Origin of the sequence: Lelliottia wanjuensis (genome assembly GCF_030238365.1) — a bacterium.
Lineage (GTDB): Bacteria > Pseudomonadota > Gammaproteobacteria > Enterobacterales > Enterobacteriaceae > Enterobacter > Enterobacter wanjuensis.
This window is the reverse complement of sequence record NZ_JASSOT010000061.1, coordinates 79,814-104,396: the sequence shown is the minus strand read 5'-3', so window position 1 is coordinate 104,396 and position 24,583 is coordinate 79,814. Positions and strand designations below refer to the sequence as shown.

Sequence of the window (24,583 nt, the reverse complement as noted above, 5' to 3'; positions counted from 1 at the left end):
GAGCGAAAAATAAAAACCCCCGAACGCCGGAGCGAACGAGGGTCAACGAATCACCTTTTAAGGACTATTTACGCAGCGTCAGTAACGCACCGATAAAAATCCCCACCGCGGCGACGGTCCCCACGGCATACAGCGGTTTTTCGCGAATGAACGTATTGGCACAGCCAATGGCATCGCAGGCGGCCTGCGTGGTGCGCGAGCGGCCATGCATCCGGGCGCGGGTTTCACGCAGCAGAGACTGAGCCTTACGCCTGGCGACATCCGCCTCGTCCTTCGCATCAGAGCCCCAGGATTTCAAAACGTTTTCCAGTGTGTCTGCTAATTGGCTGACATCGTTACGAATATCCTGAGCGTCGTCATTAATATCGTTTCGGTTCGGTCTGTTAAACATACGATCCTCCATAATTTTGCGTTCACACACAGTTTAGTCCAGGTTTTTAATATCTGAAGCGAGTCACGACTTATCGGAGCCTTTATGGATTTATCTGAAAGCGTTGCTAATGCTGAATATTGTAAGGTTGGCCCGCAGGAAAAGATAACGAGGATAAAATATGTATTTACGACCCGATGAGGTGGCGCGCGTTCTTGAAAAAGCGGGTTTCATCATGGATGCAGTGACACAGAAAACATACGGATATCGCCGCGGCGATAATTATGTTTACGTTAACCGTGAAGCCCGAATGGGACGCACTGCGCTGATTATTCACCCCACGCTGAAAGACCGCAGTTTGTCGTTTGCTGAGCCGGCCACAGATATCAAAACCTGCGATCACTATCAGGAATTTCCGCTCTATTTAGCCGGAGAACGTCACCAGCATTACGGCATTCCGCATGGTTTTAGCTCCCGCATGGCGCTGGAGAGATTTCTGACAGGTTTGTTTGGCGAACCGCAGTAAACACGCGACTGGCAGCGGCCAGTCGCAGCACGTTACGCCTGAGACTGATGATACTGGCTGACTTTAAACAGACGGCGGCAGTAGTCGAGGAAGTAGCCGTAGACGGCACCCATCAACATCGACACCACAATATTCGAGCTGACGGCAGCGGCAATCTGATGCCAGTCTGCGCCAACGGTCAGCAAAATCGCCACATACACCGGGGACTGGAAGGTGACATACGCCAGCACGTCCGCCAGGTTTTTCATCCAGCCAGATGGGCTAAAACGGCGCGCCACGCGCATCACCGCATCACGGTAAAAACCGTACGGCCATGCAATAAGAATGTTAACCGGGATCGCCACCAGTCTGGAAGAAAGGGACTGCTCAAAAGACATTCCGGAGAGGAATATCTCGATCAGCATGTTCACTACGGAACAGTAGACAACCATCGCGAAAGTGTCTGCAACTGCATGGCGCAGGCGAGACTGCGGTGAGAACATGTCCGAACTCCTTGAGATAAACACAAAACAGAGATTTTACCCGCAGCGATTGGTGCTTTAGGTTGCTTTCTTGAGCGTGTATAGAGTATCTCTCTGCTTTGAAAGTCACAATGAGTGATTAATTTTTATTTAATGGCGTTTTGTCCACAAAATGCTCTAAACCGAGTTCCTTTCTGCAACCCTCGGCATTTTCTGTTTTACACCTGTAAACAGTTTTTAAAATCAATATGTTAAGTTTGTTTTATCAATGAGGGTTCAACCGCACGAAACTGGCGTTCAGCAGACTCTCCTTCCCGCAGAATGAAAAGTGAGTTTGTGGTGAAGAATCTGCTTCCAAAGCGCATTTTGCGGTGAATTATTCTGACATTGGTTTTTGTGTTGTTATGCCGCGCAGGTGAATGATTATTCAGAAATGTAGAAGTGACGGGCGAAGAATCACACGACGAACGCCGTTTTGAAATAGAAACGGGGCGATAAACTAAATGCAATTTTGCGAGGAGTGCAAATAAAGGTAACGATAATTAAATAAATATTTTTGAATATCCTCAATAAAAGTCAGGGAGGAAATTAATGGATATTCAAAGTAAAGTGGATTACCATATTGAACTATTGCTCATTGAATCAACTCATAAAAGGTCTTCAGTAATATGTCTTCAATGTTACAAAATCTTAATAATATCCGTACCCTTCGCGCAATGGCGCGTGAATTCTCAATTGATGTGCTTGAAGAAATGCTGGAAAAATTCCGCATCGTTACGGAAGAAAAACGTAATGAGCAAGATGAAATGCAGAGCCAGCAGGCAGAACAGCAGCAGAAAATTAATGCGCTGTTAGAGCTGATGAAAGCAGACGGTATTTCTCCGGAAGACTTGCTGGGCAAAGACGTTCTGAAGGGCGCCAGCCAGCCGCAAAAACGTCAGGCGCGTGAAGCGAAATATCGTTTTACTGACGTCAACGGCGAAGAAAAAACCTGGACCGGCCAGGGCCGTACGCCTAAGCCAATCGCGAACGCGCTGGCTAACGGTCAATCACTGGATGATTTCCTGATCTAAGTGGTACATCAGGGCGGTATCTCACCGCCCTGAGCTTTCAGCAGACGCCGAAATCGCCGTCTTCTTTATACAGCGTCACGTCTGCCGCCTTCAGCGTAAACTTCTCTCCCTGCTCGTTGCTTGCCTGTACGGCAACAATCTGATCCTCATGGACTTCAACGATTTTCAATTTCGGGCCGCCCATACGTGGCTGCACAACATCTCCAACTGTAAACATAATGATCTCCTCGTTTTGGTATGTCTTACCTTAGCCCACGTCGGAAGCCGGGTACAGTTGTCATGCCCGAATACCCCTTAATCGCCAGCCTAAGTGATTGTAAAGAGGGTAAAGGAGCGTAAAAGCGCGCGGGCAAAATGGCAGGCCAGGCTAAACTCGCTACGCTTAGAGTTAATAACTCTTTTTTAACAATGATCTTTTTTAGCTTGTATGGAGTATGGAGAAAGTATGGGTTTCTGGCGTATCGTTTTTACAATTCTTATCCCACCGCTGGGCGTGCTGCTGGGCAAAGGCTTCGGCTGGGCATTTATCATTAATATCGTGCTGACGCTTTTGGGTTACATCCCCGGGCTTATTCACGCCTTCTGGGTGCAGTCCCGCGATTAATCCCGCCACAGTAAATCGTTATAAATCCCGGTCAGTACCCCCTGCGGTCCAAACTGCTGTTTGATCCAGCGGGTGACCTGGCCGGTCGCCGCATGTTGCGTCGCCAGCAGCATGCGGGAATCCTGGCGAGGATTATTAATCCGCCGCGTCACCAGCAACCCTTCTTCCACCGCCTCCCGCGCCATATGCTCCGGTAAAAAACCAATTCCTTCCCCGAGGATCTGACACTGACATTTGGTGTTAAAGTCCGGCACCAGAATCGCCTCCTGTCCGTGCAACAACCAACCCACCTTTTTATTGATCGTATGCGCCGTGTCTTCGACCATGATGTTCGGATAGAGCCGCAGCTGGCTTTCGGCGATTGGCTCAGGGGAAAACGCCAGCGGATGCTGGGGAGAAATGGCGAATACCCAGCGGATCGCGCCGATTTCCGTGTAATCAATCCCGCCGCCGTCGAGCAGGGTATCAGGCGCGCCAATCGCTATATTGGCCTGGTTATTAATTATCGAATCCCACACGCCGTTATACACCTCGGTGGTGACGGTGATCTGGCAGGTCGGAAACTGTTTCTTCAAAACCTGTAATAAGCGGGCGGTGTGGCGCGGGGTGTATAGCAGCTGATTAATACAAATCCTTACCCGCGCCTCAATGCCCTGCGAAATGGTATCGATCCCGCGCTTGATGGCGTGAAAGTCATTCAGCAGATCGGTGGCTTTACGGTAAAAGTAAAACCCGGACTCCGTCAGCTCGATGCTGCGCGTATTGCGCACAAAGAGCACCACGTCCAGCCCGGTCTCCATCCGTTTGATGGTGTAGCTGATGGCCGACGTGGTCACGCCCAGCTCCTCGGCGGCTTTGCTGAAACTGCCGAAGCGCGCCGCCGCGGTAAAGGCCAGCAGGTTCTCTTCGGTAAAAATAGAATTCATGGCTCGCCCTTATTTATTCGCCCGGCAGTATTGTTGAATCTATTTGTAATCGCCCGTGACGGCAATCAGTTTTGAACAATATTTAACACTGCGGTTACAACTCATTTGAGCACTATCACACTTCTGTTATTTTGTTTCAGGCCGCGCCAGTCAAGGCGTGTCGAGCCATAAGCAGAAAGCCGTTTAGCGCGTGAAAAGTGCGTCAAAGATAAGAAAAACATTGCACCCACGCACGTTTTGACCCGACTGTTGATTTTGATTCAATAATGTCTCGGCTTACGATGAATGAAATTTAAGCGGATTCTTTTATCGCGGGGCTGTTGCTATTCTCAGGGCATCAGAAATGAAAACATCGGAGTCTGAATATGTCTGCAAATGAACTCGTTACTGAATTTCTGCTGGCGGCAGAGCAGGGCAATCTGGATGCGCTGAAAGCCTGTCTGGAAAAAGGGGTAGATATCAACGCCACCAACCGCCAGAAAAGAACCGCCATTATTACTGCCAGCCTGAAAAAGCATTACTCTTGCGTCGAATTCCTTATTTCCGCCGGGGCGGATATCGACCAGCAGGATCAGACCTGTTTTAACCCGTTCTTAATTAGCTGTCTGACAAACGATCTAACCCTGCTGCGCATTGTTCTGCCCGCGAAACCGGATCTCGACCGCTTGTCGCGTTTCGGCGGCGTCGGCATCACGCCTGCCAGCGAAAAAGGTCACGTGGAGATTGTCCGCGAACTGCTGACCCACACGGACATCAACGTCAACCACACCAACTTTGTCGGCTGGACGCCACTGCTGGAAGCCATCGTCCTCAACGACGGCGGGGCGAAACAGCAGGAGATCGTCAAATTACTCCTCGACCACGGCGCCAATCCGCACATGACCGATAAATACGGTAAAACCCCGCTCGAACTGGCGCGCGAAAAAGGCTATCACGCCATTGCCGAACTGCTGTTAGCCGCCGGCGCATAATGTATCCGGCAAGCCTTTCCGGGCTTGCCTGACCTGAAAATTTTCACCTTTACCATCATGACTTCATCATGATGACGGCCCCCTTTTGCCCGCATTCGGGAGGAAACATGCCCACCAAAATCGTTATTAAAAAGAACACTTATTTTGATTCGGTCTCGCTGATGTCGGTCTCGACCAAAGCCAATAAATTGCCCGGCGTGGACCAGGCGTTTGTGGCGATGGCGACCGAAATGAATAAAGGCGTACTCAAAAATTTAGGCTTATTAACGCCGGAACTGCAGGACGCTAAAAACGGCGACCTGATGATCGTGATTAAAGGCGATGCCGCTGACGACGAAACTCTGGCGGCCATCGAAGCGTTATTTACCCGCAAAGAGAGCGGCGGCGCGCACGAATCCCGTTTCGCCACGCTCGCCAGCGCCAAAACGCATCGTCCCGACAGCAACCTGGCGGTGATCTCCGTCAACGGTCTGTTCGCCGCCCGCGAGGCGCGCCAGGCGCTGGAGAACGATCTCAACGTAATGCTCTTCTCCGATAACGTCAGCCTCGACGACGAACTGGCACTCAAGCAGCTGGCCCATGAGAAAGGCCTGCTGATGATGGGCCCGGACTGCGGCACCGCCATTATCAACGGCGCGGCCCTGTGCTTTGGCAACGCGGTCCGTCGCGGGCCGATTGGCATCGTTGGCGCATCGGGCACCGGCAGCCAGGAGTTGAGCGCGCGCATTCATAAATTCGGCGGCGGGATCTCGCAGCTGATCGGCACCGGCGGGCGCGATTTAAGCGAAAAAATCGGCGGCCTGATGATGCTCGACGCCATTGAAATGCTGGAAGCCGACGACGCCACCCAGGTGATCGCCCTCATCTCGAAACCGCCTGCGCCAAAAGTGGCTGAAAAAGTGCTGGCCCGCGCCCGCGCCTGCCGCAAACCGGTCGTGGTCTGTTTCCTCGGGCGCAACGAGCCGCCCGCCGATGAAGACGGCCTGCAGTTCGCGCGCGGCACCAAAGAGGCAGCCCTGAAAGCGGTCCTCCTCACCGGCATCAAAAAAGAGTCGCTGGATCTGCACCCGCTCAACTGGCCGCTCATTGAAGAAGTCCGCGCCCGTCTGACCCCGCAGCAAAAGTATATTCGCGGCCTGTTCTGCGGCGGCACTTTGTGCGACGAAGCGATGTTCGCGGCGCTGGAAAAATTCGACGACGTCTACAGCAACATTCAGCCGGACCCGACCAAACGGCTGGCCGATCTCAACGTCAGCCAGGCTCATACCTTCCTCGACTTTGGCGACGACGGTTTCACCAACGGCAAACCGCACCCGATGATCGACCCAACCAACCGCATCAGCCGCCTGTTGCAGGAGGCACACGACCCGGAAGTGGGGGTGATCGTGATGGATTTTGTGCTCGGTTTCGGCTCTCACGAAGACCCGGTCGGGGTGATGATTGACGCCATCAAAGAGGCGCAGGCTATCGCGAAAGCGGACAACCGCCCGCTGGAGATCCTCGGCTACGTGCTCGGCACGGATCTGGATACACCGTCGCTTTCGCAGCAGTGCCAGTTGCTGACGGACGCGGGCGTGATCTGGGCCAGCAGCAGCAGCAATACCGGATTACTGGCGCGTGAATTTGTCTGCAAAGGAGAGAAAGCCTGATGAAAACCTTATTTAACCAGCCGCTGAACGTCATCAACGTCGGCATCGCCCTGTTCAGCGACGACCTGAAAAAACAGCACGTGCCGGTCACGCAGCTCGACTGGACGCCGCCGGGGCAGGGCAATCTGCAGGTGGTCGAAGCATTGGATCAGCTGGCGCACTCCACGCTCGCCGACAAAATCGCCGCCGCCAACCAACAGGCGCTGGAGCGCATTATCCAGTCTCATCCGGTGCTGGTGGGCTTCGACCAGGCCATTAACGTGGTGCCAGGCATGACCCGCACCACCATCCTGCATGCCGGGCCGCCGGTCGCGTGGGAAAACATGTGCGGCGCGATGCGCGGCGCGGTAACGGGCGCGCTGGTGTTTGAAGGGCTGGCAAGCGATCTGGACGACGCCGGGCGCCTCGCTGCATCCGGCGAAATTACCTTCTCGCCGTGCCACGAACACGACTGCGTCGGCTCGATGGCGGGTGTCACCTCGGCGTCAATGTTCATGCACATCGTCGAGAACAAAGCCTACGGCAACCGGGCGTTCACCAACCTCAGCGAGCAGATGGCGAAAATCCTGCGCATGGGCGCTAACGACCAGAGCGTCATCGATCGTCTGAACTGGATGCGCGATGTGCTCGGCCCGATGCTGCGCGATGCGATGAACATCATCGGCGAAATCGATCTGCGCCTGATGCTGGCCCAGGCCCTGCACATGGGCGACGAGTGCCACAACCGCAACAACGCGGGCACCACGCTGCTGATCCAGGCGCTGACGCCGGGGCTGATTCAGGCCGGTTATCCGGTGGAGCAACAGCGTCAGGTGTTTGAGTTCGTGGCGAGCAGCGACTACTTCTCCGGCCCGACGTGGATGGCGATGTGCAAAGCCGCGCTCGATGCCGCGCACGGGATCGAGTACAGCACCGTCGTCACCACCATGGCGCGCAACGGTTTTGAGTTTGGTCTGCGCATCTCCGGCCTGCCGGGGCAGTGGTTTACCGGCCCGGCGCAGCAGGTGATTGGCCCGATGTTTGCGGGCTACAAGCCGGAAGACTCCGGTCTGGATATCGGCGACAGCGCCATCACCGAAACCTACGGCATCGGCGGGTTTGCGATGGCGACGGCTCCGGCGATTGTGGCGCTGGTGGGCGGCACGGTGGACGAAGCCATCGACTTCTCGCGCCAGATGCGTGAAATCACCCTCGGCGAAAACCCGAACGTCACCATTCCGCTGCTCTCGTTTATGGGCATTCCGACGGCGATTGATATCACCAGAGTCGCTGCCAGCGGCATTCTGCCGGTGATCAACACCGCCATTGCCCACAAAGACGCCGGGATCGGCATGATTGGGGCGGGCATCGTTCACCCGCCATTTAGCTGTTTTGAAAAGGCGCTGTTGACCTTCCGCGATCGCTACTTTTTATAAGGTAAGCATTCATGAAAAGCATGAAACTGGAGTGGAAAAGAGGTGACTGGGCGGCCTATTTCGGGCTCATGACCAATAACCTGACTAACCTGTTGACCATGATGGGACTGCTCATTTTTGTCGTCGGCATCCCGAAAGAGATTGTTTATGGACGCATCGCGCCAGCCTTCGGGCTGGCGGTACTGGTCGCCAGCATCTGCTACGCGTGGTTTGGCCTGCAGATGCAGCGCGACACCGGGCGCAGTGATGTGACGGCGCTGCCGTCCGGCCCGAGCGCCCCGTCCATTTTCACGGTGACGTTCCTGGTGCTGATGCCGGTTTACCAGCAGACCGGCGACGCGGATTTTGCCATCCAGATTGGTCTGGTGTGGTGCTTCGTGGAAGCGATGATTCTGGCGGGCGGCTCGTTCCTCGGTGAAACCATCCGCAAGATGATCCCGCGTACCGTGCTGCTGTCGTGCCTGTCCGGTCTGGGCCTGCTGCTGCTGGCGATGAACCCGATGCTGCAGGCGTTCGAAGCGCCGACGGTCTCCTTCATCGTGCTGCTGCTGATCTTCATCAACTGGTTCGGTAAAAAGCCGATCTTCGCCCGCATCCCGACCGGTCTGTTGCTGCTGATCGCCGGGACCGCGCTGGCGTGGATCTCCGGTCTGCAAAGCCCGGAAGCGATCAAAGCGTCCATGTCCTCGTTCGGCTTTAACCCGCCGTCAGTCCACGTTGACAGTTTCATGCAAGGTTTACCGCACGCTCTGCCGTATCTGGCGTCGGCGGTTCCGCTGGGTCTGGCGAACTACATCTTTGACCTCGAAAACATCGAAAGCGCCCACGCGGCAGGGGACGAATACCCGACCCGCAAAGTGATGCTGGCGAACGGTCTGGCCTCCATGCTCGGCTGCCTGATGGGCAACCCGTTCCCGGTGACGGTCTACGTCGGCCACGCGGGCTGGAAAGCGATGGGCGCGAGCATCGGCTATACCCTGGCGTCGGGCGTGACTATGTTCATCGTGCCGCTGTTCGGGCTGGGGGCCTTTATGCTCGCCATCATTCCGATGACCGCCATCGTGCCGATTCTGGTGTTTATCGGCGTGGTCACCGCCAACCAGGTGGTGAGGGAAACGCCCAAAGTGGAGGTGCCCGTCATCTTCATCTGCCTGTTCCCGTGGATCGCCAACTGGGCGCTGACCATGATGAACAGCGTGATGGGGGCGGCGGGAACGAATGCGGCGAAGATTGGCACCGACGTGCTGCACAGTAAAGGCATCTACTACGAAGGGCTGGTGCATCTGGGCAACGGCGCACCGCTCGCCAGCATGCTCTGGGGCTGTATCGCTATCTTCGCCATCATCAATAAACCGCTGCGCGGAGCGATTGCTGCAGCAGTGGGCGCACTGTTGGCGATGTTCGGTGTCATCCACGCCCCGGTAGTCGGTTTCGCCGAAGGGAGTTCGCTGATGTTTGTGACGGCGTACCTGATGATGAGCGGGATGTTTGTGGTGAAACACGTGCTGGATAGCCGCGAAGTGACGCGGGCGGCAGCGCCGGTTTCAGAGTCCTGATAATGCCTGATGCCCTCACCCTAACCCTCTCCCACAGGGAGAGGGAACCGGTTTCTCCCTCTCCCTGTGGGAGAGGGCCGGGGTGAGGGCCCCAGACCGCACCAATCTAAAGGAAAACACATGAAAGAACTCATGGTCGTCGCCATCGGTGGCAACAGCATTATCAAAGACAACGCCAGCCAGTCGATTGAACACCAGGCGCAGGCGGTCAAAGCGGTCGCGGAATCGGTATTAGAGATGCTCGCCTCCGACTACGACATCGTCCTCACCCACGGCAACGGCCCGCAGGTCGGCCTCGATCTGCGTCGCGCGGAGATCGCCCACGAGCGCGAAGGTCTGCCCCTGACGCCGCTCGCCAACTGTGTCGCCGACACTCAGGGCGGGATCGGCTATCTGATCCAGCAGGCGCTGAACAATCGCCTCGCCGCGCGCGGTGAGCAAAAGGCGGTGACGGTGGTCACCCAGGTGGAAGTCGATCTACAGGATCCCGGTTTTACCCATCCCACCAAACCCATCGGCGCCTTTTTCAGTGAAGCCCAGCGCGACGAGCTGCAGCTCGCTCATCCGGACTGGCACTTTGTGGAAGATTCCGGGCGCGGCTACCGTCGCGTGGTCGCCTCGCCGCAGCCGGTGCGCATCGTCGAAGCCGACGCCATCAAAACCCTGACGCAAAAAGGCTTTGTGGTGATCGGTGCCGGTGGCGGCGGGATTCCGGTGATCCGCACGCCAGAAGGGGATTATCAGAGCGTCGACGCGGTGATTGATAAAGATCTCTCCACCGCGCTGCTGGCGCGCGAGATCCAAGCCGACGTGCTGGTGATCACCACCGGCGTGGAGAAAGTGTGCGTTCACTTTGGCAAGCCGAATCAGCAGGCGCTCGACACCGTCAACGTGGCGCAAATGACGCGCTACATGGAAGAGGGCCATTTCCCGGCGGGCAGCATGCTGCCGAAAATTGTCGCCAGCCTGGCGTTCCTGCAACAGGGCGGCAAACGGGTCATTATCACCTCGCCAGACTGCCTGCCTGCGGCGCTGCGCGGTGAGACCGGCACCCACATCGTGAATGCGTAAGAAAGAGATAAGGAAGATAAGATGAAAGAGAATAAAAGCCGCCGGGAGTTTATCAGCCAGAGCGGCAAAATGGTCACTGCCTGCGCGCTGTTTGGCGCGACCGGTTCCGTCGCGTATGCTGCTGAGACAGCGAATAAAACTTGCGAGACGGGCAAACCGATGAACATCACCGCGAAACACTATTACCTCGACAACGTGCTGCTGGAGGCCGGGTTTAACTTCGACGGCGGTGTCGCAACCAGCACCCGCACCGAGCTAAAAACCCTGGAAATTCAGGACGGCAAAATCGTCGCCCTGCGCGACAACAACAGCCACGCCGACAGCACGCTTCCGCACTACGATGCGGGCGGCAAGCTGATGCTTCCGGCGATGCGCGACATGCACATCCATCTGGATAAAACCTTCTACGGCGGCCCGTGGCGCTCGCTCAATCGCCCGGCGGGAACGACGATTCAGGACATGATCCGCCTCGAGCAAAAGCTGCTGCCGGAGCTGCAGCCCTACACGCAGGAGCGCGCGGAAAAGCTGATCGATCTGATCCAGTCCAAAGGCTCGACCATCGCCCGCAGCCACTGCAATATCGAGCCGACCTCTGGCCTGAAAAATCTGGAAAATCTGCAGGCGGTGCTGGCGCGGCGTAAACCCGGTTTTGACTGTGAAATCGTCGCCTTCCCGCAGCACGGTTTGCTGCTGTCGAAATCCGAGCCGCTGATGCGCGAAGCGATGCAGGCCGGAGCGCAGTACGTCGGCGGGCTGGACCCGACCAACGTCGATGGCGCGATGGAAAAATCCCTCGACACCATGTTCCAGATTGCGCTGGATTACGATAAAGGGGTGGATATTCACCTGCACGAAACCAGCCCGGCGGGCGTGGCGGCGGTGAATTATATGGTCGAGACGGTCGAGAAAACCCCGGAACTGAAGGGCAAGCTGACCATCAGCCACGGCTTCGCGCTGGCGACGCTGAACGAGCAAGAGGTGGATGCCATCGCCACGCGCATGGCGGCGCAACAGATCACCATTGCTTCGACGGTGCCGATTGGCACCCTGCATATGCCGCTTAAGCAGCTGCGCGATAAAGGCGTATTTGTGATGACGGGCACCGACAGCGTGATCGACCACTGGTCGCCGTACGGTCTGGGCGACATGCTGGAAAAAGCCAATCTCTACGCACAGCTTTACATCCGCCCGAACGAGCAGACCCTGTCACGCGCGCTGGGGATCGCCACCGGCGACGTGCTGCCGCTGAACGACAAGGGCGAACGGGTGTGGCCGAAAGCGCAGGATGCCGCGAGCTTTGTGCTGGTGGACGCCTCCTGTTCCGCCGAAGCCGTGGCGCGCATCTCCCCGCGCACCGCGACGTTCCATAACGGGAACCTGGTGTGGGGTAACGTCGGGGCATAAGTTTTTGTAGGCCCGGTAAGCGCAGCGCCACCGGGCGTTTTAGGCCGCACAGCCGCTTGCTGCCGGGTGGCGGCTACGCCTTACCCGGCCTACAAAACCCATACCATGCGATATACTGCTACGCATATTCACAAAGAGGGATCTGCGATGGCACAAAATATCTACGACAATCCGGCGTTTTTCGAGGGCTACGCCCAGCTTCCGCGCTCGGTCCACGGCCTCGACGGCGCGCCGGAATGGCCGGCGCTTAAATCCCTGCTTCCCGATCTGACGGGAAAATCGGTCATCGATCTCGGCTGCGGTTACGGCTGGTTCTGCCGCAGCGCGCGCGAAATGGGGGCGGCACAGGTGATGGGCGTCGACATTTCGGAAAAAATGCTCGCCCGCGCGCTTGAACTCACCACCGATGCGGCCATCACCTACCAACGCAGCGATCTGGAATCTTTGCAACTGGAAGAAAACAGCCTCGACCTGGTCTACAGCTCGCTGGCGCTGCACTATCTCCCTGAACTCGACACGCTGTTCAGCCACGTTCAGCGCGCGCTCAAACCCGGCGGCAGCCTGGTCTTTTCGATGGAACACCCGATCTACACCTGCGCCTCGCGCCAGGGCTGGCTGACGGATGACAACGGCGCGCGGTTCTGGGGCGTGAATCAGTATCAGCAGGAGGGGCAGCGCGTCAGCAACTGGCTGGCGGACGGGGTGATCAAATATCACCGCACGCTCGGCACCACGCTGAATGCGCTGATCAAAGCAGGTTTAACGCTTCGGGAAGTCAACGAGTGGGGCCCAACGCAGGCGCAGATTGACGCCTGGCCCGCGCTGGCGGAAGAGGCGGAGCGACCGATGCTGGTGCTGATCGCTGCCGTCAAACCTCAGTAACCGACTTTATAAACCCGACCACTCTGCACGCCTTCCACGCTGCGGCGGTAGGCCAGCGCGACGGTGGCGGCAGGCACGCTTTCAAAGCCGGGGAAAAATCCGTCGTACGCTTCGGCGGATTCCGTCAGCACCGTCGGACTAATCAGGTTGATACGAATTCCGCGCGGCAGTTCGCAGGCCGCGGCGCGGACAAAGCCTTCCAGCGCCGCGTTCACCGTGGTCGCGTTCACCCCCTGAGCAATCGGCTCGTGAGCGACAATCCCGCTGATCAGAGTTATCGACCCGCCCTCATTCAGGTAGTGCTGACCGGTCAGCGCCAGGCGCACCTGTCCTAACAGTTTGTCCTGCAAGCCCTGGTCAAAATCGCTGTCTTTCATGGTCGCCAGCGGACCAAAATGCAGCCCACCGCTGGCAGAGACAATCGCGTCCACCGGGCCGATCTTTTCGAACAGCGCCTGCACGCTGGCCTGCGACGTGATATCCACCTGCTCATCACCCTGCGTGCGACCGACGCGGATCACCTCGTGTTTACGGCTCAACTCTTCTGTCACGGCACGGCCGACCGTGCCGCTGGCACCAATAATGACGATTTTCATAGCAGACTCCTTCAGGTTGTGAGCCTCCATTCTTTAATAAATCAGAACTGAGATAAACTGGGCTAAAGTTAGAAGATTACTAACCAGAGGTTTGCAATATGGATAAGCTTCGCGGCATGGAGACCTTTATCGCCGTGGTCGAGAGCGGCAGCTTTACGCAGGCAGCGGCGCGGCTGGAGATGTCGGCGGTGATGGTCGGAAAATACATCGCGCTGCTGGAGGAACAGCTTGGCACGCGCCTGCTGGAGCGCAACACCCGTCGTCAAAGCCTCACCGACGCCGGGCGGGTGTTTTACGACGAGGCGAAACGGGTGCTGGAGCAGGTGTCGATTGCCGAAAGCTCGGTGGAACGCCTGCGCGCGGCCCCGGCCGGGACGCTGCGCATCAGCGCGCCGACCTCCTTTGGCGGCTGCGTGATCGCTCCGCTCACGGCGACCTTTTTACAGACCTGGCCAGACGTGCGCGTCGAACTGGATCTGACCAACCGGATGGTGGACATGGTCAATGAGGGCTTCGATCTGGCGATCCGCATCGGCGATATTCGTCACGACGATCTGGTGGCGAAGTATCTGTGTCCGTATCGGATGGTGATCTGCGCGGCTCCGGCGTATCTGGCGCGCCACGGGACGCCGCAAACACCTGCCGATCTGGTCGATCATCTCTGCCTGTCGCACACGGTCTGGACCGCGCGCAACGAGTGGCGGCTGCCGGGCGTGGAAGGGGAGGTGCGCTGGAAGCGCGATGCGATTTTGCGCTGTAACGACGGGTACGGATTACGTACCGCGGCGGTAGCGGGGGCGGGTTTGTTGTTGCAGCCGGAGGTGCTGGTGGCCGACGAGCTGGCGAATGGCAGGTTGGTTCGGGTGCTGGAGCATTTCACGCCGGAACCGAGGCCGGTGCATCTGTTGTGGCGCCAGGATTTACGCCCGTTGCCGAAATTGACGTATTACATAGATCATCTATTACAAGGCATACGTGCGGCTTAATACCCGGCCTAAATATTGCACCGACCCGTAGGCCGGGTAAGGCGAAGCCGCCACCCGGCACAAACGCCGCTTAGAACCGATACCCGACGCCCACATTCCAGCCATTAATCGAATGGTCGCCCTGCAGATCCGCGTTCGTCCCCTCATAACCGACATTAATCGCCAGTTCTGCGGTCGGGTTAAACTGCACGCCCGCACCGTACGCAAACGAAGTCGATTTTTCTGAGATGTTGTCTTTCTGCGTGTACCCGTCACCCGCGTTCACCCAGGTAGAATCCCCGTCGGCTTTGGTATGTGCCACGCCGCCCAGGGCATATAACGACACATAGTCGTTAATGCGATACGCCGGACCCGCCATCAATGAATAATATTTCACGTCGATATGATTTTTGACCGAATCAGAATCGACATAATATCGCTGATCGTCATCGCCGCTCATATAGGTGAAAGAACCCATGACGCTGAGCGGAGAATCCCATTCGTAGCGATATTGCGCGTTAACGCCGCGGATATTTTTAAAGTTCTCAACTTTGCTCTGCGCATAGCCAAGAGAAACCGTGTGGTTATCCGCCAGAGCTGCGCCGCTGGCCAGACTTACCGCCACCAATACCGCCAGAGATATTTTATTCATTTCCCGTAATCCTTTATTTTCATTTAATGGTGATGAGTGCCGGAGATGACCGGCAAATGTCATGGATATTCCATAGCAAATAAAACGGATTAAATTGTTGGTTTTTTACCTAACGGATGAAATGGGGAATTATCCTAAAGGGGAGCTTATTCCTGATATCGTCCTCCCTGATATTGGTAGGGCCGAAACGCGCTCTCCCTGATTTTGGTAGCTTTACATTGTTGAAATATTCACGGGGAGATGGCTTGACTTATCCCCCGCTGTGGCTATTGCTTAATCTAACAAACGGGATAATCCATAAAGTGTTTATCCTTAAAAATCATCTTGCTGAGCAGAGCGCGAGGCAATGAGGTGAGCAATGGCGCGAGAAAAAGAGAGATTACCCGGCATTACGGAAAGCAGACGTGGTCTGAACTTTGAGGCCTTATTCCGCCAGGTTGGGCTGGTGGTGTTGCTGGCCATTATTATTTCTGCCCTGTCTGGGCTGTTTTCGAACGGTTATTTTAGCTCGGCGCAAAAAGAAAATAACGCGCACACGCTGGCTATTCACTATGAACGTTTTGGTCGCCTGCAAACAGAATTCGAACTGCACTTTTCTACCCGATCATTACCTGCCGAAAGTTATATTTTCAGTATTAATGGTGAATTAAATACGATGTTTGAGCCTGGTGCCATTTCACCGCAGCCCGATAGCATGTTCAGTGAGGGAAAAACGCTGTATTTGATTTATCGCAATGTGAAAACGCAAGGTGATTTCTCCGTGCGGATGTTTGTTACGCCCACGGGCATGGGCAAATCAGTTAATTCAATCAAGGTTAACAGCGAGCCGGAAATCCGCTTCTGGCAGTTTATTTATCCTTAGGAGCGCAATATGGAGATGGTTTTCCGGGCACTGGCAATCTATCTGATCCTGCTGGTGGTATTTAAAGTGGCGGGGCGTCGCGCGTTATTGCAGATGACCAGCTTCGATCTGATTTTACTGCTGATTATCAGTGAGGCGACCCAGCAGGCGCTGCTGGGAAATGATTTTTCGGTTACGGGCGCGATGCTCACTATTGTGACCCTGGTAGTCATAGATATGCTTTTTGGGCTGATGAAAAAGTACATTTCCGGTGCCGAAACGGTCCTCGATGGCTCCCCGGTCATTCTGCTGGAAAACGGTATGCCGTTACCGGACAAACTGAAAAAGGTGGACGTCTCCTGCGACGATATTTTAGTCGCCGCGCGCCAGACGCAGGGTATCGAAGAGTTCAGCAAAATTAAGTACGCCATCCTTGAGCGCAACGGGCATATCTCAATCATTCCAAAAGAAGACCAGTAATGGCGCTAAAAGTGATGATCAAAGCCCCACAGATGTGTTACTAACACTATGAACATCATAAAAATCAGAACTACAGGGCTCCGACAGTATGTCTAAGAACAAACTCGCCAGCAGCGTGCAAAGCCTGCAATCTTCCGCCATCCGTGAATTGTTAAAACACAGCAAAATGCCGGGAGTGATCTCCCTCGGCGGCGGCATTCCGAATCCCGATCTGTTCGATCACGAAGGATTACAAATCGCGGCCGATGCCGTGTTATCCCGCCATTTTGGCGAGGCCTTCCAGTATGGCCTGAGCGAGGGCTATCCGGAACTGCGCAGCGCCATCGGCCAGATCTGCGCTGAGCGCGGGATCGCCTGCCAGGCCGATGACGTGGTCATCACCTCCGGCTCGCAGCAGTCGCTGGATATTCTGGCGCGTGCGCTCATCAACCCTGGCGACACCTTCGTCGTGGAAAGCCCGACCTATCTCGCCGCGCTGCAGGTCTTTAGCCTGGCGCAGGCCAATCTTGAATCCGTCGGCACCGACGGGGAAGGGATGAAGGTCGATGAACTCGAAGCCCTGGTCAGCCGCAAAACCATCAAAGCCGTCTATATCGTGCCGACCTTCGGCAACCCCGGCGGCGTGACGCTCTCTGAAAACCGCCGCAAACAGCTGGTGGAGTTATCAAAACGCTACGATTTCGTGATTATCGAAGACGACCCGTACAGCGAGATCAACTACACCTCTGACGTGTTCCGCCCGCTGATGGCGCACGCCAAAGCGATTGGCAACGAAGAAAACGTCGTCTACACCTCGACCTTCTCCAAAATCCTCGCCCCGGGCACCCGCGTCGGCTGGCTGGTGGTCCCGGAGTGGCTGAAGCGGGCGGTGGTGAATCTGAAGCAAACCACCGATTTGCACACCAGCACCCTGTCGCAGCTGATGACTTTTGAGTATCTGCAAACCGGGCGTCTCGCCGGGCAGATCGCGCTGATCCGCGATGCCTATCGCCAGAAATATCAGACCTTTGCCACTGAGCTGGAAAACGAGCTGGGCGATGTGCTGACCTTCCACAAGCCGAAGGGCGGGATGTTCCTGTGGGCAAAATTCAACAACGGCCTCAACACCACCGAGTGGCTGGCGAAGACGCTGGCGAACGGCGTGGTGTTCGTGCCGGGCGAGTTCTTCTATTGCAGCAACCCGGACCATTCGACCCTGCGCATGTCCTTCGTGACGGCCACGGATGAGCAGCTGAAAGAGGCAGTTCGACGCCTGAAAATTTCGCTCTGAACCCACTTACGCATGATGGCGCGGTCGCCATTGTGCGTAATACTATCCCGGTGCGAAAATCTCACTGACGGTAATTCCTATGACAGAATTCATCACCGGAGTGATCACTCACACGCCCGTCTGGGTGTGGGTGCTGTTTATCTTCCTGATCTCCCGCGGTATCAAAGCCCGAAAACCGGCCATCGTAGCCCTGGAAAAGCTCGCGATTATTCCCGCGATCTTTCTGATTTGGGATATCTACGATCTGGTGGTGTTTCGCAAACTCACCGTCGCGACCTGCACGCTGTGGATCGCCGGGCTGCTGGCGGGCGCGGCGCTGGGCTATCTGCTGGTTAAGCAAGTGAATACCACCCGCGCGGCACAGCCCCGCAGCATTTATCGACAGGCCGACTACTCAGCGCTGCCATTTATGCTGCTGGCGTTCGGCGTGAAATACGTCTTAGGCGTCATGACCGTCGTCTCGCCCGAGACGCTGCAACAGCCGGGAATGAGCGCGTTTGCAATTGTTTCCGGCGGTGTATTCGCGGGGGTGTTTTTGGGTAAGTTTACGCGCTATGTGCGGGTGTATCTCTCGGCTGCACCGCAGGTGAACTGATTACAGAAGCCCTTTTTGCGAGAGGGTGATCCGCGTCGCCTCGTTGAGATCCAGCTCTTTTAAGGATTCCGGCAGCACCCAGGCGATCTCCTGAAACTCTTCGTTAAAGGTCACGTCACGGTTGGCGCTGATGCAGTCGAAGATCAGGTAGATCATGTAAATCTCTTCGGTGGTGCCGTCGGCGTAGGTTTTGACGCGAATGTCATCGCGAAAGGCGAAGGGTTTGACGTCGGTGATCTCAAGGGCCTCGCCCAGCTCTTCGCGGATCTCACGGCGCAGCGCCTGCTCCATGGTTTCACCAGGCTCCATGCCGCCACCCGACAGCGCCCACTGGCCGGGAAACACCCCGCGATCCGCCGCCATTTTGCACAGTAGATATGCCCCGTCATTCTGGATAATCGGACAAACAATGGTTCTCTGGCGCATGCTCACTCCCTGAATTTTATGTTGGCGGTACTGTAGCAGAGTTCAGGCGATGTCCTGCTGGTCAGACTTTCTTTTTGCGAGAACCTCAGCAATCGTTTTGATACGGCTCATCTCTTCCTGTGTCCGCGCGTTGTTCTGCACTTCCCAGATATCGACGTTCTGCTGCAAATTGAGCCAGAACTCGATGGAGGTATCAAAGACGCGGGAGAGACGAATCGCCATGTCAGCGGTTAATTTGCGGTTATTGTTCACCAGCGCGCTGATGGTGTTGCGGTGCACGTTAAGCATGTCGGCCAAATCGGCAATTTTGAGGTTCAGCGGCTCAAGGTAGTCGTACTGCAACACATCACCCGGCGTAGTGGGTTTGCGGAGGGATTGTTGGGAAGTCATGTAGGATACCTCACTATTTATAAGGCTTGTATTTATGCGGGGCGAGGTAGAGGTCTTCGGCTTTACCGGCCACCCATTTAAATATCAGTCTGTACTGTTTGTTAACTCGTATGGAAGAAAACCCTGACATTGGTGGGTTAAGTTCTTCATACATATTGCCTGGCGGCGAGCGCAAATCCCTGTGGGACGTTGCGGCATTGATGATATCCAGTTTTCTCGCCAGGGCGGCTTCAATGCTTGAGGGGAATATTTTGTGAGATTTTCCATACAGGAAGAAATCCTCAAGCCACTGATCGCGAAAGTTATTAATGTTCTTCAACATGATGCATTTTAGCTCCTGTCCCTTTGAAGCTGCGTTAATGGTATTGCACCGATGCACTGTGCGCAAGTGCATTTCTGCCGATTATTACTTAATCAGAATTTGACCCGACTTTTGGCTCAATGCAGTCAGAAACAGCCTCTGAAGTCACGGGAAAATACGCCTCGTCGAGTGAGGCTGAAAGGGGGAAATGAAGAAGAAATTTCGTCCTGCGAGGTGGCTTCAGGAAAAATGTATGGAGTGGCAGAAAACCCGTCGGGTGGCGCTACGCTTACCCGACCTACAAAACCCTGTAGGCCCGGTAAGCGCAGCGACACCGGGCTTTTTTACCGCTCCCGCAGCGCCTCTTTCGCCCGGTTGAACGGCTTAATCATGTAATCCATCACCGATTTCTCTCCGGTTTTGATGTCCACCGTCGCAATCATCCCCGGCACGATCGAGAATTTCCGGCCCGCTTTGTTGACCAGATAATCCTGGCTGGTGCGGATAAACACCCGGTAGTAGAACACTTCCGGTTTGGCCTCGTCCTGAATGGTGTCCGGCGAAATGGTTTCGACCACGCCGTGTAGCCCGCCGTAGATGGCGTAATCGTAGGCGGTGATTTTCACCAGCGCCTTTTGCTCCGGGTGGATGAAGGCGATATCGCGCGGCGACAGGCGGGTTTCGATCAGCAGATGATCGTCCACCGGCACGATCTCCATCAGCTCGCCGTTAGGCGGGATCACGCCGCCGATGGTGGTCACTTTGATGTTTTTCACGATCCCGCGGACCGGCGATCGCACGGTCAGGCGCGTCACCGAGTCTTCGCGGCCTTTCAGCACCGCCGAGACCATATCCACTTCGGCGTTGGCTTTCGACAGCGCCTCGCGGGCCTGCACGTAATACTGCGAACGCACGTCGGTGAGTTTTAGCTCCAGATCGCTTTTTTGCCGCTGCAAACGTAACTCTTCCACCCGACTGGCGGCACCGGTTTTGATCAGCCGCTGGGTGATCGCCAGCTCTTTATTCGCCAGATCCAGCGCCGCTCTCAGTTCGCGCTGGGTGTCATCAAGCTGCGCGCGGCGAGAGGTGTAGAGCCGGGTTTCGGCGGCGATCAGGTCCGGCCATTTTTTCAGGGAAGGGGGGAAGACCAGCGGCAGATCGTTCACCTCCGCCGTCAGACGCACGCTGGAGGCCAGCGATGCGCGATACCGCGCCGCACTTTCGCCGACGTTAGATTCCGACCGCGTAGGGTCGAGCCGCGCCAGCACCTGACCCGCCTGCACCAGATTCCCCTCGCGCACGTTCAGCTCGGTCAAAATCCCGCCGTCGAGAGACTGCAGCACCTGCTCGCGCGAGCTGGGGATCACTTTCCCCGTCCCGGTCGAGACCTCGTCGAGAATGCCGAACCACGCCCACACGCCGACGATGATGAACAGGAGCAGGGAGAGGATCACGATCCGCCGGGCGCCCGAGTAGCCGCTTTCGGAGTCGAGAGCGTTATCGAGATCGTCCATCGCCGCCACGTCACGCTGACTGATTTTCATTTTTCCACTCCCGTCCGTTTGCCTGCTGCTGCATGCGGCTGTTGCTCAGGGCCTGCGCTTTCGGCGCGTCCATCACCAGCATGCCCTCTTTCAGCACCACCACGCGCTCCACCAGTTCCAGCACCGGCACGCGGTGAGTGGCGACGATCAGCGTCCGGTTGCCGAGCCACTCGCCGAGATGCTGGAGAAACTCGCGCTCCGTGTGCTCGTCCAGCGAGGCGGTCGGTTCATCCAGCAGGACGATATTGGGATCGCGCAGGAACATGCGCGCCAGCAGGATCGACTGACGCTGCCCGCCGGACAACCCCACGCCGTTCTCCATGATCGGGTAGTCGAGCCCTTTCGGCAGTTTCTGTACAAAGCTCGCCGCGCCGCACATCTCCAGTACCGCGAAGATCTCCTCATCGGTCGCGCACGGCATCCCGAGGGTAATGTTTTCTCGCAGGGTGCCGTAGAACAGCCGGGCGTTCTGGGTCATAAAGCCGACGTTGCGCCGCAGATCCGCCACGTCGAGATGCGGCAGGCTGAGGTTGTCGAGACGCAGTTCGCCGCCCGCCAGATCCATCCCGCCCGACATCGCCTGCAGCAGCGTGGATTTCCCCGCGCCGTTGCGCCCGAGGATCGCCACTTTCTCGCCGGGCTGGATCTCCAGCCGGTTGATGCGCAGGGCCATGCGCGGATCTTCCGGGTGATAGCGAAACTGCGCCTGATCGAACAGGTAATGCCCGCGCAGCACATCCTGGCGGATCGGCGACTCTTCGCGCTGATTCTCCGTCGGCAGCTGCATGATGCTGTCCAGCCCCTCTTTGGCGGCTTTCACCTGCTGCCAGCGGGCCAGCACGCCGCACAGGGTCGCCATCGGGGCGATCATCCGCGAGGCCAGCATCGAGGCGGCGACCACCGAACCGGTGGTGAGCGTGCCGTCGATCACCATCGGCGCGCCGACCACGATCACCCCGGCGTAAACCAGGCTTTGAATGGTCATTCCCCAGCTGATCAGGTTCTGCGTCAGCTCGCGGGTGCGCAGACCGGACTCGGCGGTGATCTGGATGTAGCTGTTCCACTGCTGCAAAAAGCGGTTCTCCGCCTGCATCAGCTTGATGTCCTCCAACCCCTGCACGCTCTCCACCAACACGGCGTTACGCAGGGTGGATTCATGGGCGGATTGCTTCGCCAGCGCCGCGAGTTTCTTCTGCAGCAGCAGGCCGGGGAGGACCATCAGCACCGCGGCGACGGGGGCGATCCACGCCAGCTGCGGGGCGATGATCGCCAGCACTACCACGAACAGGAAGAAGAACGGCAGATCGACAATCGTTGAAATGGTGGAGGAGGTGACCATCTCGCGGATCTGCTCCAGCTCGCGCAGCTGGGAAATAAAGCTCCCGGTCGAGCGCGGGATCGCGCTGTTGCGCAGGCGCAGGGCGTGCCCAAACACCCGATCCGAGACGCGCAGATCGGCGCGTTTGCCGAGCAGATCCATAATGTGCCCGCGCGCGATGCGCAGCACAAAGCCGAACAAGGTGGCGATCAACACGCCGATGGTCAGGACGTACAGCGTCGGGTAGGACTGAGCGGGGATCACCCGGTCATACACCTGCATCGAAAAGACGATCCCGGAGAGCGACAGCACGTTGATGAACAGCGCCGCCAGCATCACCCAGGTGTAGGGGCGCATGTCGCGCATCACCAGGCGGTAGAGCCAGTCCGGGCGGTATTTGGAAATATAGGCATCGACGCGGCTGTCTTTCAGCGCCGCCAGCGGGCGCAGGGCGACCACGTGGCGAATGGCTGGCAGCAGGGCGGTCATCGACACGCGATTGTTGTGCGGCGAGGTGTCGATGAAGTTGATATCGAGGGTATCGTCGCCGTCGAAGTGCTCGATGACGCCGATTTTTCCTTCGTTGAGCTCAACCACCACCGGCAGTTTCCAGCTGTTGATGGACTGCTCCGTGGCGGTCAGAAGCTGAAAGGAGAGCCCCGCTTCGCGCGCCAACTGGGTCAGCGCCGGGACCATCGGTTTGCCCTTCAGCCACGGCGCGCTGGCGACCAGTGCGCCTGGCGAGCAGGCCACGCGATAGCGGGTGGCGACATAGCCAAAGGCCTGCGCCCAGTGCTCCAGCGTCTCTTCAGAAATACTTTCGCCCAGCGTTTTTTCGGTTTGCTTCATGGCTGGATCTCCACAGTCTGAATGGTGCGGTTCTCAAGATCGAACGAATGACGCAAAAGGCCGGTGTTATACAGGCAGCTCAGCTGCAGCTGGTGCAGTTGCCCGACGGTTTGCTGCTGGGTGAAACGCGCCTGATAGACCTCCTGCTCGGCGTTCAGCACGTCGAGCAGCGGGCGTGAGCCGAGATCGAGATATTGCTGCTGATAGAGTTCGCGGGTGCGGACGCTGAGGGCTTCCTGGCGGCCCTGGATTTGCAGGGTGCTCAGCAGGCTCATCACCTGGCTGCGCGATTCGAGTAATTTCTGACGCACGTCGAGGCGCGTGCGCTGAATGGTTGATTGCGCGGCTTCGACGGCGTGTCCGGCGGCGTTGCGCCGGGCGGTGAGACCTCCGCCCTGATAGAGTGGCATCTGCACTTTTACCCATGCGGAGTACTGGGTGCGATCCAGCGACTCACTGCCCGCGTAGCGGTCGTTGAGATAGTGACGCACTTCCGGTTCGAGCGAGACGGTCGGCGTCATCTGGGCGTTGGCGTAGTCGAGATTGGCCTGCGCGACGTTGGCCTGCGCCCACGCGGAGAGCACCGCAGGCACCAGCCGATCGTCCGGCTCGGCGACATCGCAGCTGCGTTTCAGGTTATCGGGAAAGTCGTTGCTGATGGTGTTCAGGTTATTCCAGCCGAGAAAGCTCATCAGCGTGGCGCGGGAGCTGTCGAGACTCGCCTGATACTGCATGAGCTGAGCGCGAGCGCCTTCGATACGGGCGTCGGTCTGCACCACGTCCGACAGGGAACTCGCCCCTTCGTCGTTACGCTGGCGGGCGAGGTTGCCGATAGACGACAGCGCATCGAGCTGCTCTTTGGCGGTTTCCACCATCTGCTGCCAGGTTTGCACCTGCACCATCGCCAGCGCCGTGTCGTGGCCGATGGTATCAATACTCACCAGCACATTGGCCTGCTGCTGGGCCACGCCCGCGCTTTCGGCGCGCACCTGGCTGGCGACTTTGCCAAAGTCGTAGAGCATCTGAGAGAGAGAAAGCACTAAAGAAGGGGTAAAGCCGTTGTTGCTGCCGTCGTGGCTATAGCCGCCGTCCATGCCCGCATTGACCTGCGGATAGTATTTCGATTTGGCGACGTCGACTTGTTCCGATTGTTCGTAGAGTTTCCCGACCGCTTCGCTGATGGTCGGATGCCAGCTGACGGCGCGGTTCACGGCGTCCCCCAGCTTGAGCGTGCCGGGTGCGGCGTTACCGGCAACCGGCGCGACGCGGCCATTCAGTGACGGCAGCTCCTGTTCTTCACTCAGGAAGCCGGTGTTGATCACCCCCGCAGGATTGGCAGCGAGCGCGGGCACAGATATCAGGCAGCACGAGAGCCACCAGTAAGGCATCTTCATTCCCATGTCATATCCCTAATAAAAGAGTACCGCTTCATGCCCGGGCGCTGAACG

General features: G+C 57.1%; 27 protein-coding genes. 15 read left to right on the top strand and 12 right to left on the bottom strand.

Annotated features, from left to right (window positions below; translation table 11 throughout):
• Window positions 1-64: 64 nt before the first annotated feature.
• Entirely contained in the window at window positions 65-391 is a 327-nt protein-coding gene (locus QQF33_RS12165) for a DUF883 domain-containing protein (RefSeq protein WP_285157881.1), read from the bottom strand.
• 160 nt (window positions 392-551) lie between these two features.
• Between QQF33_RS12165 and QQF33_RS12160 the strand changes: the two genes are divergently transcribed.
• Window positions 552-896, top strand: coding sequence for a DUF2002 family protein (locus QQF33_RS12160; protein ID WP_100779198.1), 345 nt, complete (start codon window positions 552-554; stop codon window positions 894-896).
• A 32-nt stretch (window positions 897-928) separates the two neighbouring features.
• Here QQF33_RS12160 and alaE read toward each other — a convergent pair whose 3' ends face one another.
• Window positions 929-1,378: an L-alanine exporter AlaE gene (gene alaE / locus QQF33_RS12155; RefSeq protein WP_285144883.1), complete on the bottom strand. Its 450-nt coding sequence runs from the start codon at window positions 1,376-1,378 to the stop codon at window positions 929-931.
• A gap of 647 nt (window positions 1,379-2,025) precedes the next feature.
• Here alaE and stpA point away from each other — a divergent pair.
• Window positions 2,026-2,430: a DNA-binding protein StpA gene (gene stpA, locus QQF33_RS12150; RefSeq protein ID WP_095283013.1), complete on the top strand. Its 405-nt coding sequence runs from the start codon at window positions 2,026-2,028 to the stop codon at window positions 2,428-2,430.
• Between the two features lie 37 nt (window positions 2,431-2,467).
• Here stpA and QQF33_RS12145 read toward each other — a convergent pair whose 3' ends face one another.
• Window positions 2,468-2,647 carry a hypothetical protein gene (locus tag QQF33_RS12145; RefSeq protein WP_282492889.1) on the bottom strand — a complete coding sequence of 60 codons (180 nt, stop codon included), beginning with the start codon at window positions 2,645-2,647 and terminating at the stop codon, window positions 2,468-2,470.
• A gap of 228 nt (window positions 2,648-2,875) precedes the next feature.
• Here QQF33_RS12145 and QQF33_RS12140 point away from each other — a divergent pair, with 228 nt between their 5' ends.
• On the top strand, window positions 2,876-3,034 hold the full coding sequence (locus QQF33_RS12140) for a YqaE/Pmp3 family membrane protein (RefSeq protein ID WP_282492890.1): 159 nt from the start codon (window positions 2,876-2,878) through the stop codon (window positions 3,032-3,034).
• Here QQF33_RS12140 and QQF33_RS12135 read toward each other — a convergent pair.
• Window positions 3,031-3,960 carry a LysR substrate-binding domain-containing protein gene (locus QQF33_RS12135; RefSeq protein WP_282492891.1) on the bottom strand — a complete coding sequence of 310 codons (930 nt, stop codon included), beginning with the start codon at window positions 3,958-3,960 and terminating at the stop codon, window positions 3,031-3,033. The genes QQF33_RS12140 and QQF33_RS12135 overlap by 4 nt on opposite strands.
• A gap of 365 nt (window positions 3,961-4,325) precedes the next feature.
• On the opposite strand from QQF33_RS12135, the gene QQF33_RS12130 reads away from it, so the two are divergent.
• The 7 genes from QQF33_RS12130 (at window position 4,326) to QQF33_RS12100 (ending at window position 12,908) form a co-directional block, all read left to right on the top strand.
• The gene (locus tag QQF33_RS12130) at window positions 4,326-4,931 is read left to right on the top strand and encodes an ankyrin repeat domain-containing protein (RefSeq protein ID WP_282492892.1); all 606 of its coding nucleotides are present in this window, start codon (window positions 4,326-4,328) and stop codon (window positions 4,929-4,931) included.
• A gap of 107 nt (window positions 4,932-5,038) precedes the next feature.
• Window positions 5,039-6,580 (top strand): acyl-CoA synthetase FdrA, encoded by a 1,542-nt coding sequence (gene fdrA, locus QQF33_RS12125; RefSeq protein ID WP_285157880.1) that lies wholly within the window; start codon window positions 5,039-5,041, stop codon window positions 6,578-6,580.
• Window positions 6,580-7,995, top strand: a complete 1,416-nt coding sequence (locus tag QQF33_RS12120; RefSeq protein ID WP_285157879.1) for a YlbE family protein — start codon at window positions 6,580-6,582, stop codon at window positions 7,993-7,995. Before fdrA ends, QQF33_RS12120 begins: the two co-directional genes overlap by 1 nt.
• Before the next feature lie 11 nt (window positions 7,996-8,006).
• Complete coding sequence (locus tag QQF33_RS12115; protein WP_285157878.1) at window positions 8,007-9,551, top strand: xanthine permease; 1,545 nt, start codon at window positions 8,007-8,009, stop codon at window positions 9,549-9,551.
• Window positions 9,552-9,671: 120 nt separating this feature from the next.
• Window positions 9,672-10,622: a carbamate kinase family protein gene (locus tag QQF33_RS12110; RefSeq protein WP_285157877.1), complete on the top strand. Its 951-nt coding sequence runs from the start codon at window positions 9,672-9,674 to the stop codon at window positions 10,620-10,622.
• 21 nt (window positions 10,623-10,643) lie between these two features.
• On the top strand, window positions 10,644-12,026 hold the full coding sequence (locus tag QQF33_RS12105; RefSeq protein ID WP_285157876.1) for an amidohydrolase family protein: 1,383 nt from the start codon (window positions 10,644-10,646) through the stop codon (window positions 12,024-12,026).
• A gap of 147 nt (window positions 12,027-12,173) precedes the next feature.
• Window positions 12,174-12,908, top strand: coding sequence for a class I SAM-dependent methyltransferase (locus QQF33_RS12100; RefSeq protein ID WP_285157875.1), 735 nt, complete (start codon window positions 12,174-12,176; stop codon window positions 12,906-12,908).
• Here QQF33_RS12100 and QQF33_RS12095 read toward each other — a convergent pair.
• Window positions 12,902-13,534 (bottom strand): short chain dehydrogenase, encoded by a 633-nt coding sequence (locus QQF33_RS12095; RefSeq protein ID WP_282492899.1) that lies wholly within the window; start codon window positions 13,532-13,534, stop codon window positions 12,902-12,904. The two genes, QQF33_RS12100 and QQF33_RS12095, sit on opposite strands and share 7 nt — an antisense overlap.
• Window positions 13,535-13,602: 68 nt before the next feature.
• On the opposite strand from QQF33_RS12095, the gene QQF33_RS12090 reads away from it, so the two are divergent.
• Entirely contained in the window at window positions 13,603-14,490 is an 888-nt protein-coding gene (locus tag QQF33_RS12090) for a LysR family transcriptional regulator (RefSeq protein WP_285157874.1), read from the top strand.
• 70 nt (window positions 14,491-14,560) lie between these two features.
• On the opposite strand, the gene QQF33_RS12085 is transcribed toward QQF33_RS12090, so the two are convergent.
• On the bottom strand, window positions 14,561-15,121 hold the full coding sequence (locus QQF33_RS12085) for an Ail/Lom family outer membrane beta-barrel protein (protein WP_285157873.1): 561 nt from the start codon (window positions 15,119-15,121) through the stop codon (window positions 14,561-14,563).
• A gap of 358 nt (window positions 15,122-15,479) precedes the next feature.
• Here QQF33_RS12085 and QQF33_RS12080 point away from each other — a divergent pair, with 358 nt between their 5' ends.
• From QQF33_RS12080 to QQF33_RS12065, 4 genes are all read left to right on the top strand, one after another.
• Window positions 15,480-15,983 carry a hypothetical protein gene (locus QQF33_RS12080; RefSeq protein ID WP_285150812.1) on the top strand — a complete coding sequence of 168 codons (504 nt, stop codon included), beginning with the start codon at window positions 15,480-15,482 and terminating at the stop codon, window positions 15,981-15,983.
• A 9-nt stretch (window positions 15,984-15,992) separates the two neighbouring features.
• Complete coding sequence (locus tag QQF33_RS12075; RefSeq protein ID WP_282492903.1) at window positions 15,993-16,442, top strand: DUF421 domain-containing protein; 450 nt, start codon at window positions 15,993-15,995, stop codon at window positions 16,440-16,442.
• 88 nt (window positions 16,443-16,530) lie between these two features.
• Window positions 16,531-17,712 carry an aminotransferase-like domain-containing protein gene (locus QQF33_RS12070; protein WP_285157872.1) on the top strand — a complete coding sequence of 394 codons (1,182 nt, stop codon included), beginning with the start codon at window positions 16,531-16,533 and terminating at the stop codon, window positions 17,710-17,712.
• A 79-nt stretch (window positions 17,713-17,791) separates the two neighbouring features.
• A complete protein-coding gene (locus tag QQF33_RS12065; protein WP_285150811.1) occupies window positions 17,792-18,307 on the top strand; it encodes a DUF6622 family protein in 516 nt (171 codons plus the stop codon).
• Here the strand turns inward: QQF33_RS12065 and nudI are convergent, their stop codons facing one another.
• The 6 genes from nudI to QQF33_RS12035 form a co-directional block, all read right to left on the bottom strand.
• Window positions 18,308-18,733: a nucleoside triphosphatase NudI gene (gene nudI / locus QQF33_RS12060; protein ID WP_285150810.1), complete on the bottom strand. Its 426-nt coding sequence runs from the start codon at window positions 18,731-18,733 to the stop codon at window positions 18,308-18,310.
• A 42-nt stretch (window positions 18,734-18,775) separates the two neighbouring features.
• The gene (locus tag QQF33_RS12055; protein WP_285144898.1) at window positions 18,776-19,123 is read right to left on the bottom strand and encodes a HigA family addiction module antitoxin; all 348 of its coding nucleotides are present in this window, start codon (window positions 19,121-19,123) and stop codon (window positions 18,776-18,778) included.
• Window positions 19,124-19,136: 13 nt separating this feature from the next.
• The gene (locus tag QQF33_RS12050) at window positions 19,137-19,445 is read right to left on the bottom strand and encodes a type II toxin-antitoxin system RelE/ParE family toxin (RefSeq protein ID WP_282492908.1); all 309 of its coding nucleotides are present in this window, start codon (window positions 19,443-19,445) and stop codon (window positions 19,137-19,139) included.
• Window positions 19,446-19,768: 323 nt separating this feature from the next.
• Entirely contained in the window at window positions 19,769-20,938 is a 1,170-nt protein-coding gene (locus tag QQF33_RS12045; protein ID WP_282492915.1) for an HlyD family efflux transporter periplasmic adaptor subunit, read from the bottom strand.
• Between the two features lie 10 nt (window positions 20,939-20,948).
• Entirely contained in the window at window positions 20,949-23,135 is a 2,187-nt protein-coding gene (locus QQF33_RS12040) for a type I secretion system permease/ATPase (protein WP_285157871.1), read from the bottom strand.
• Window positions 23,132-24,535 carry a TolC family outer membrane protein gene (locus QQF33_RS12035; RefSeq protein WP_285157870.1) on the bottom strand — a complete coding sequence of 468 codons (1,404 nt, stop codon included), beginning with the start codon at window positions 24,533-24,535 and terminating at the stop codon, window positions 23,132-23,134. The genes QQF33_RS12040 and QQF33_RS12035 overlap by 4 nt, the downstream gene beginning before the upstream one ends.
• Window positions 24,536-24,583 lie beyond the last annotated feature (48 nt).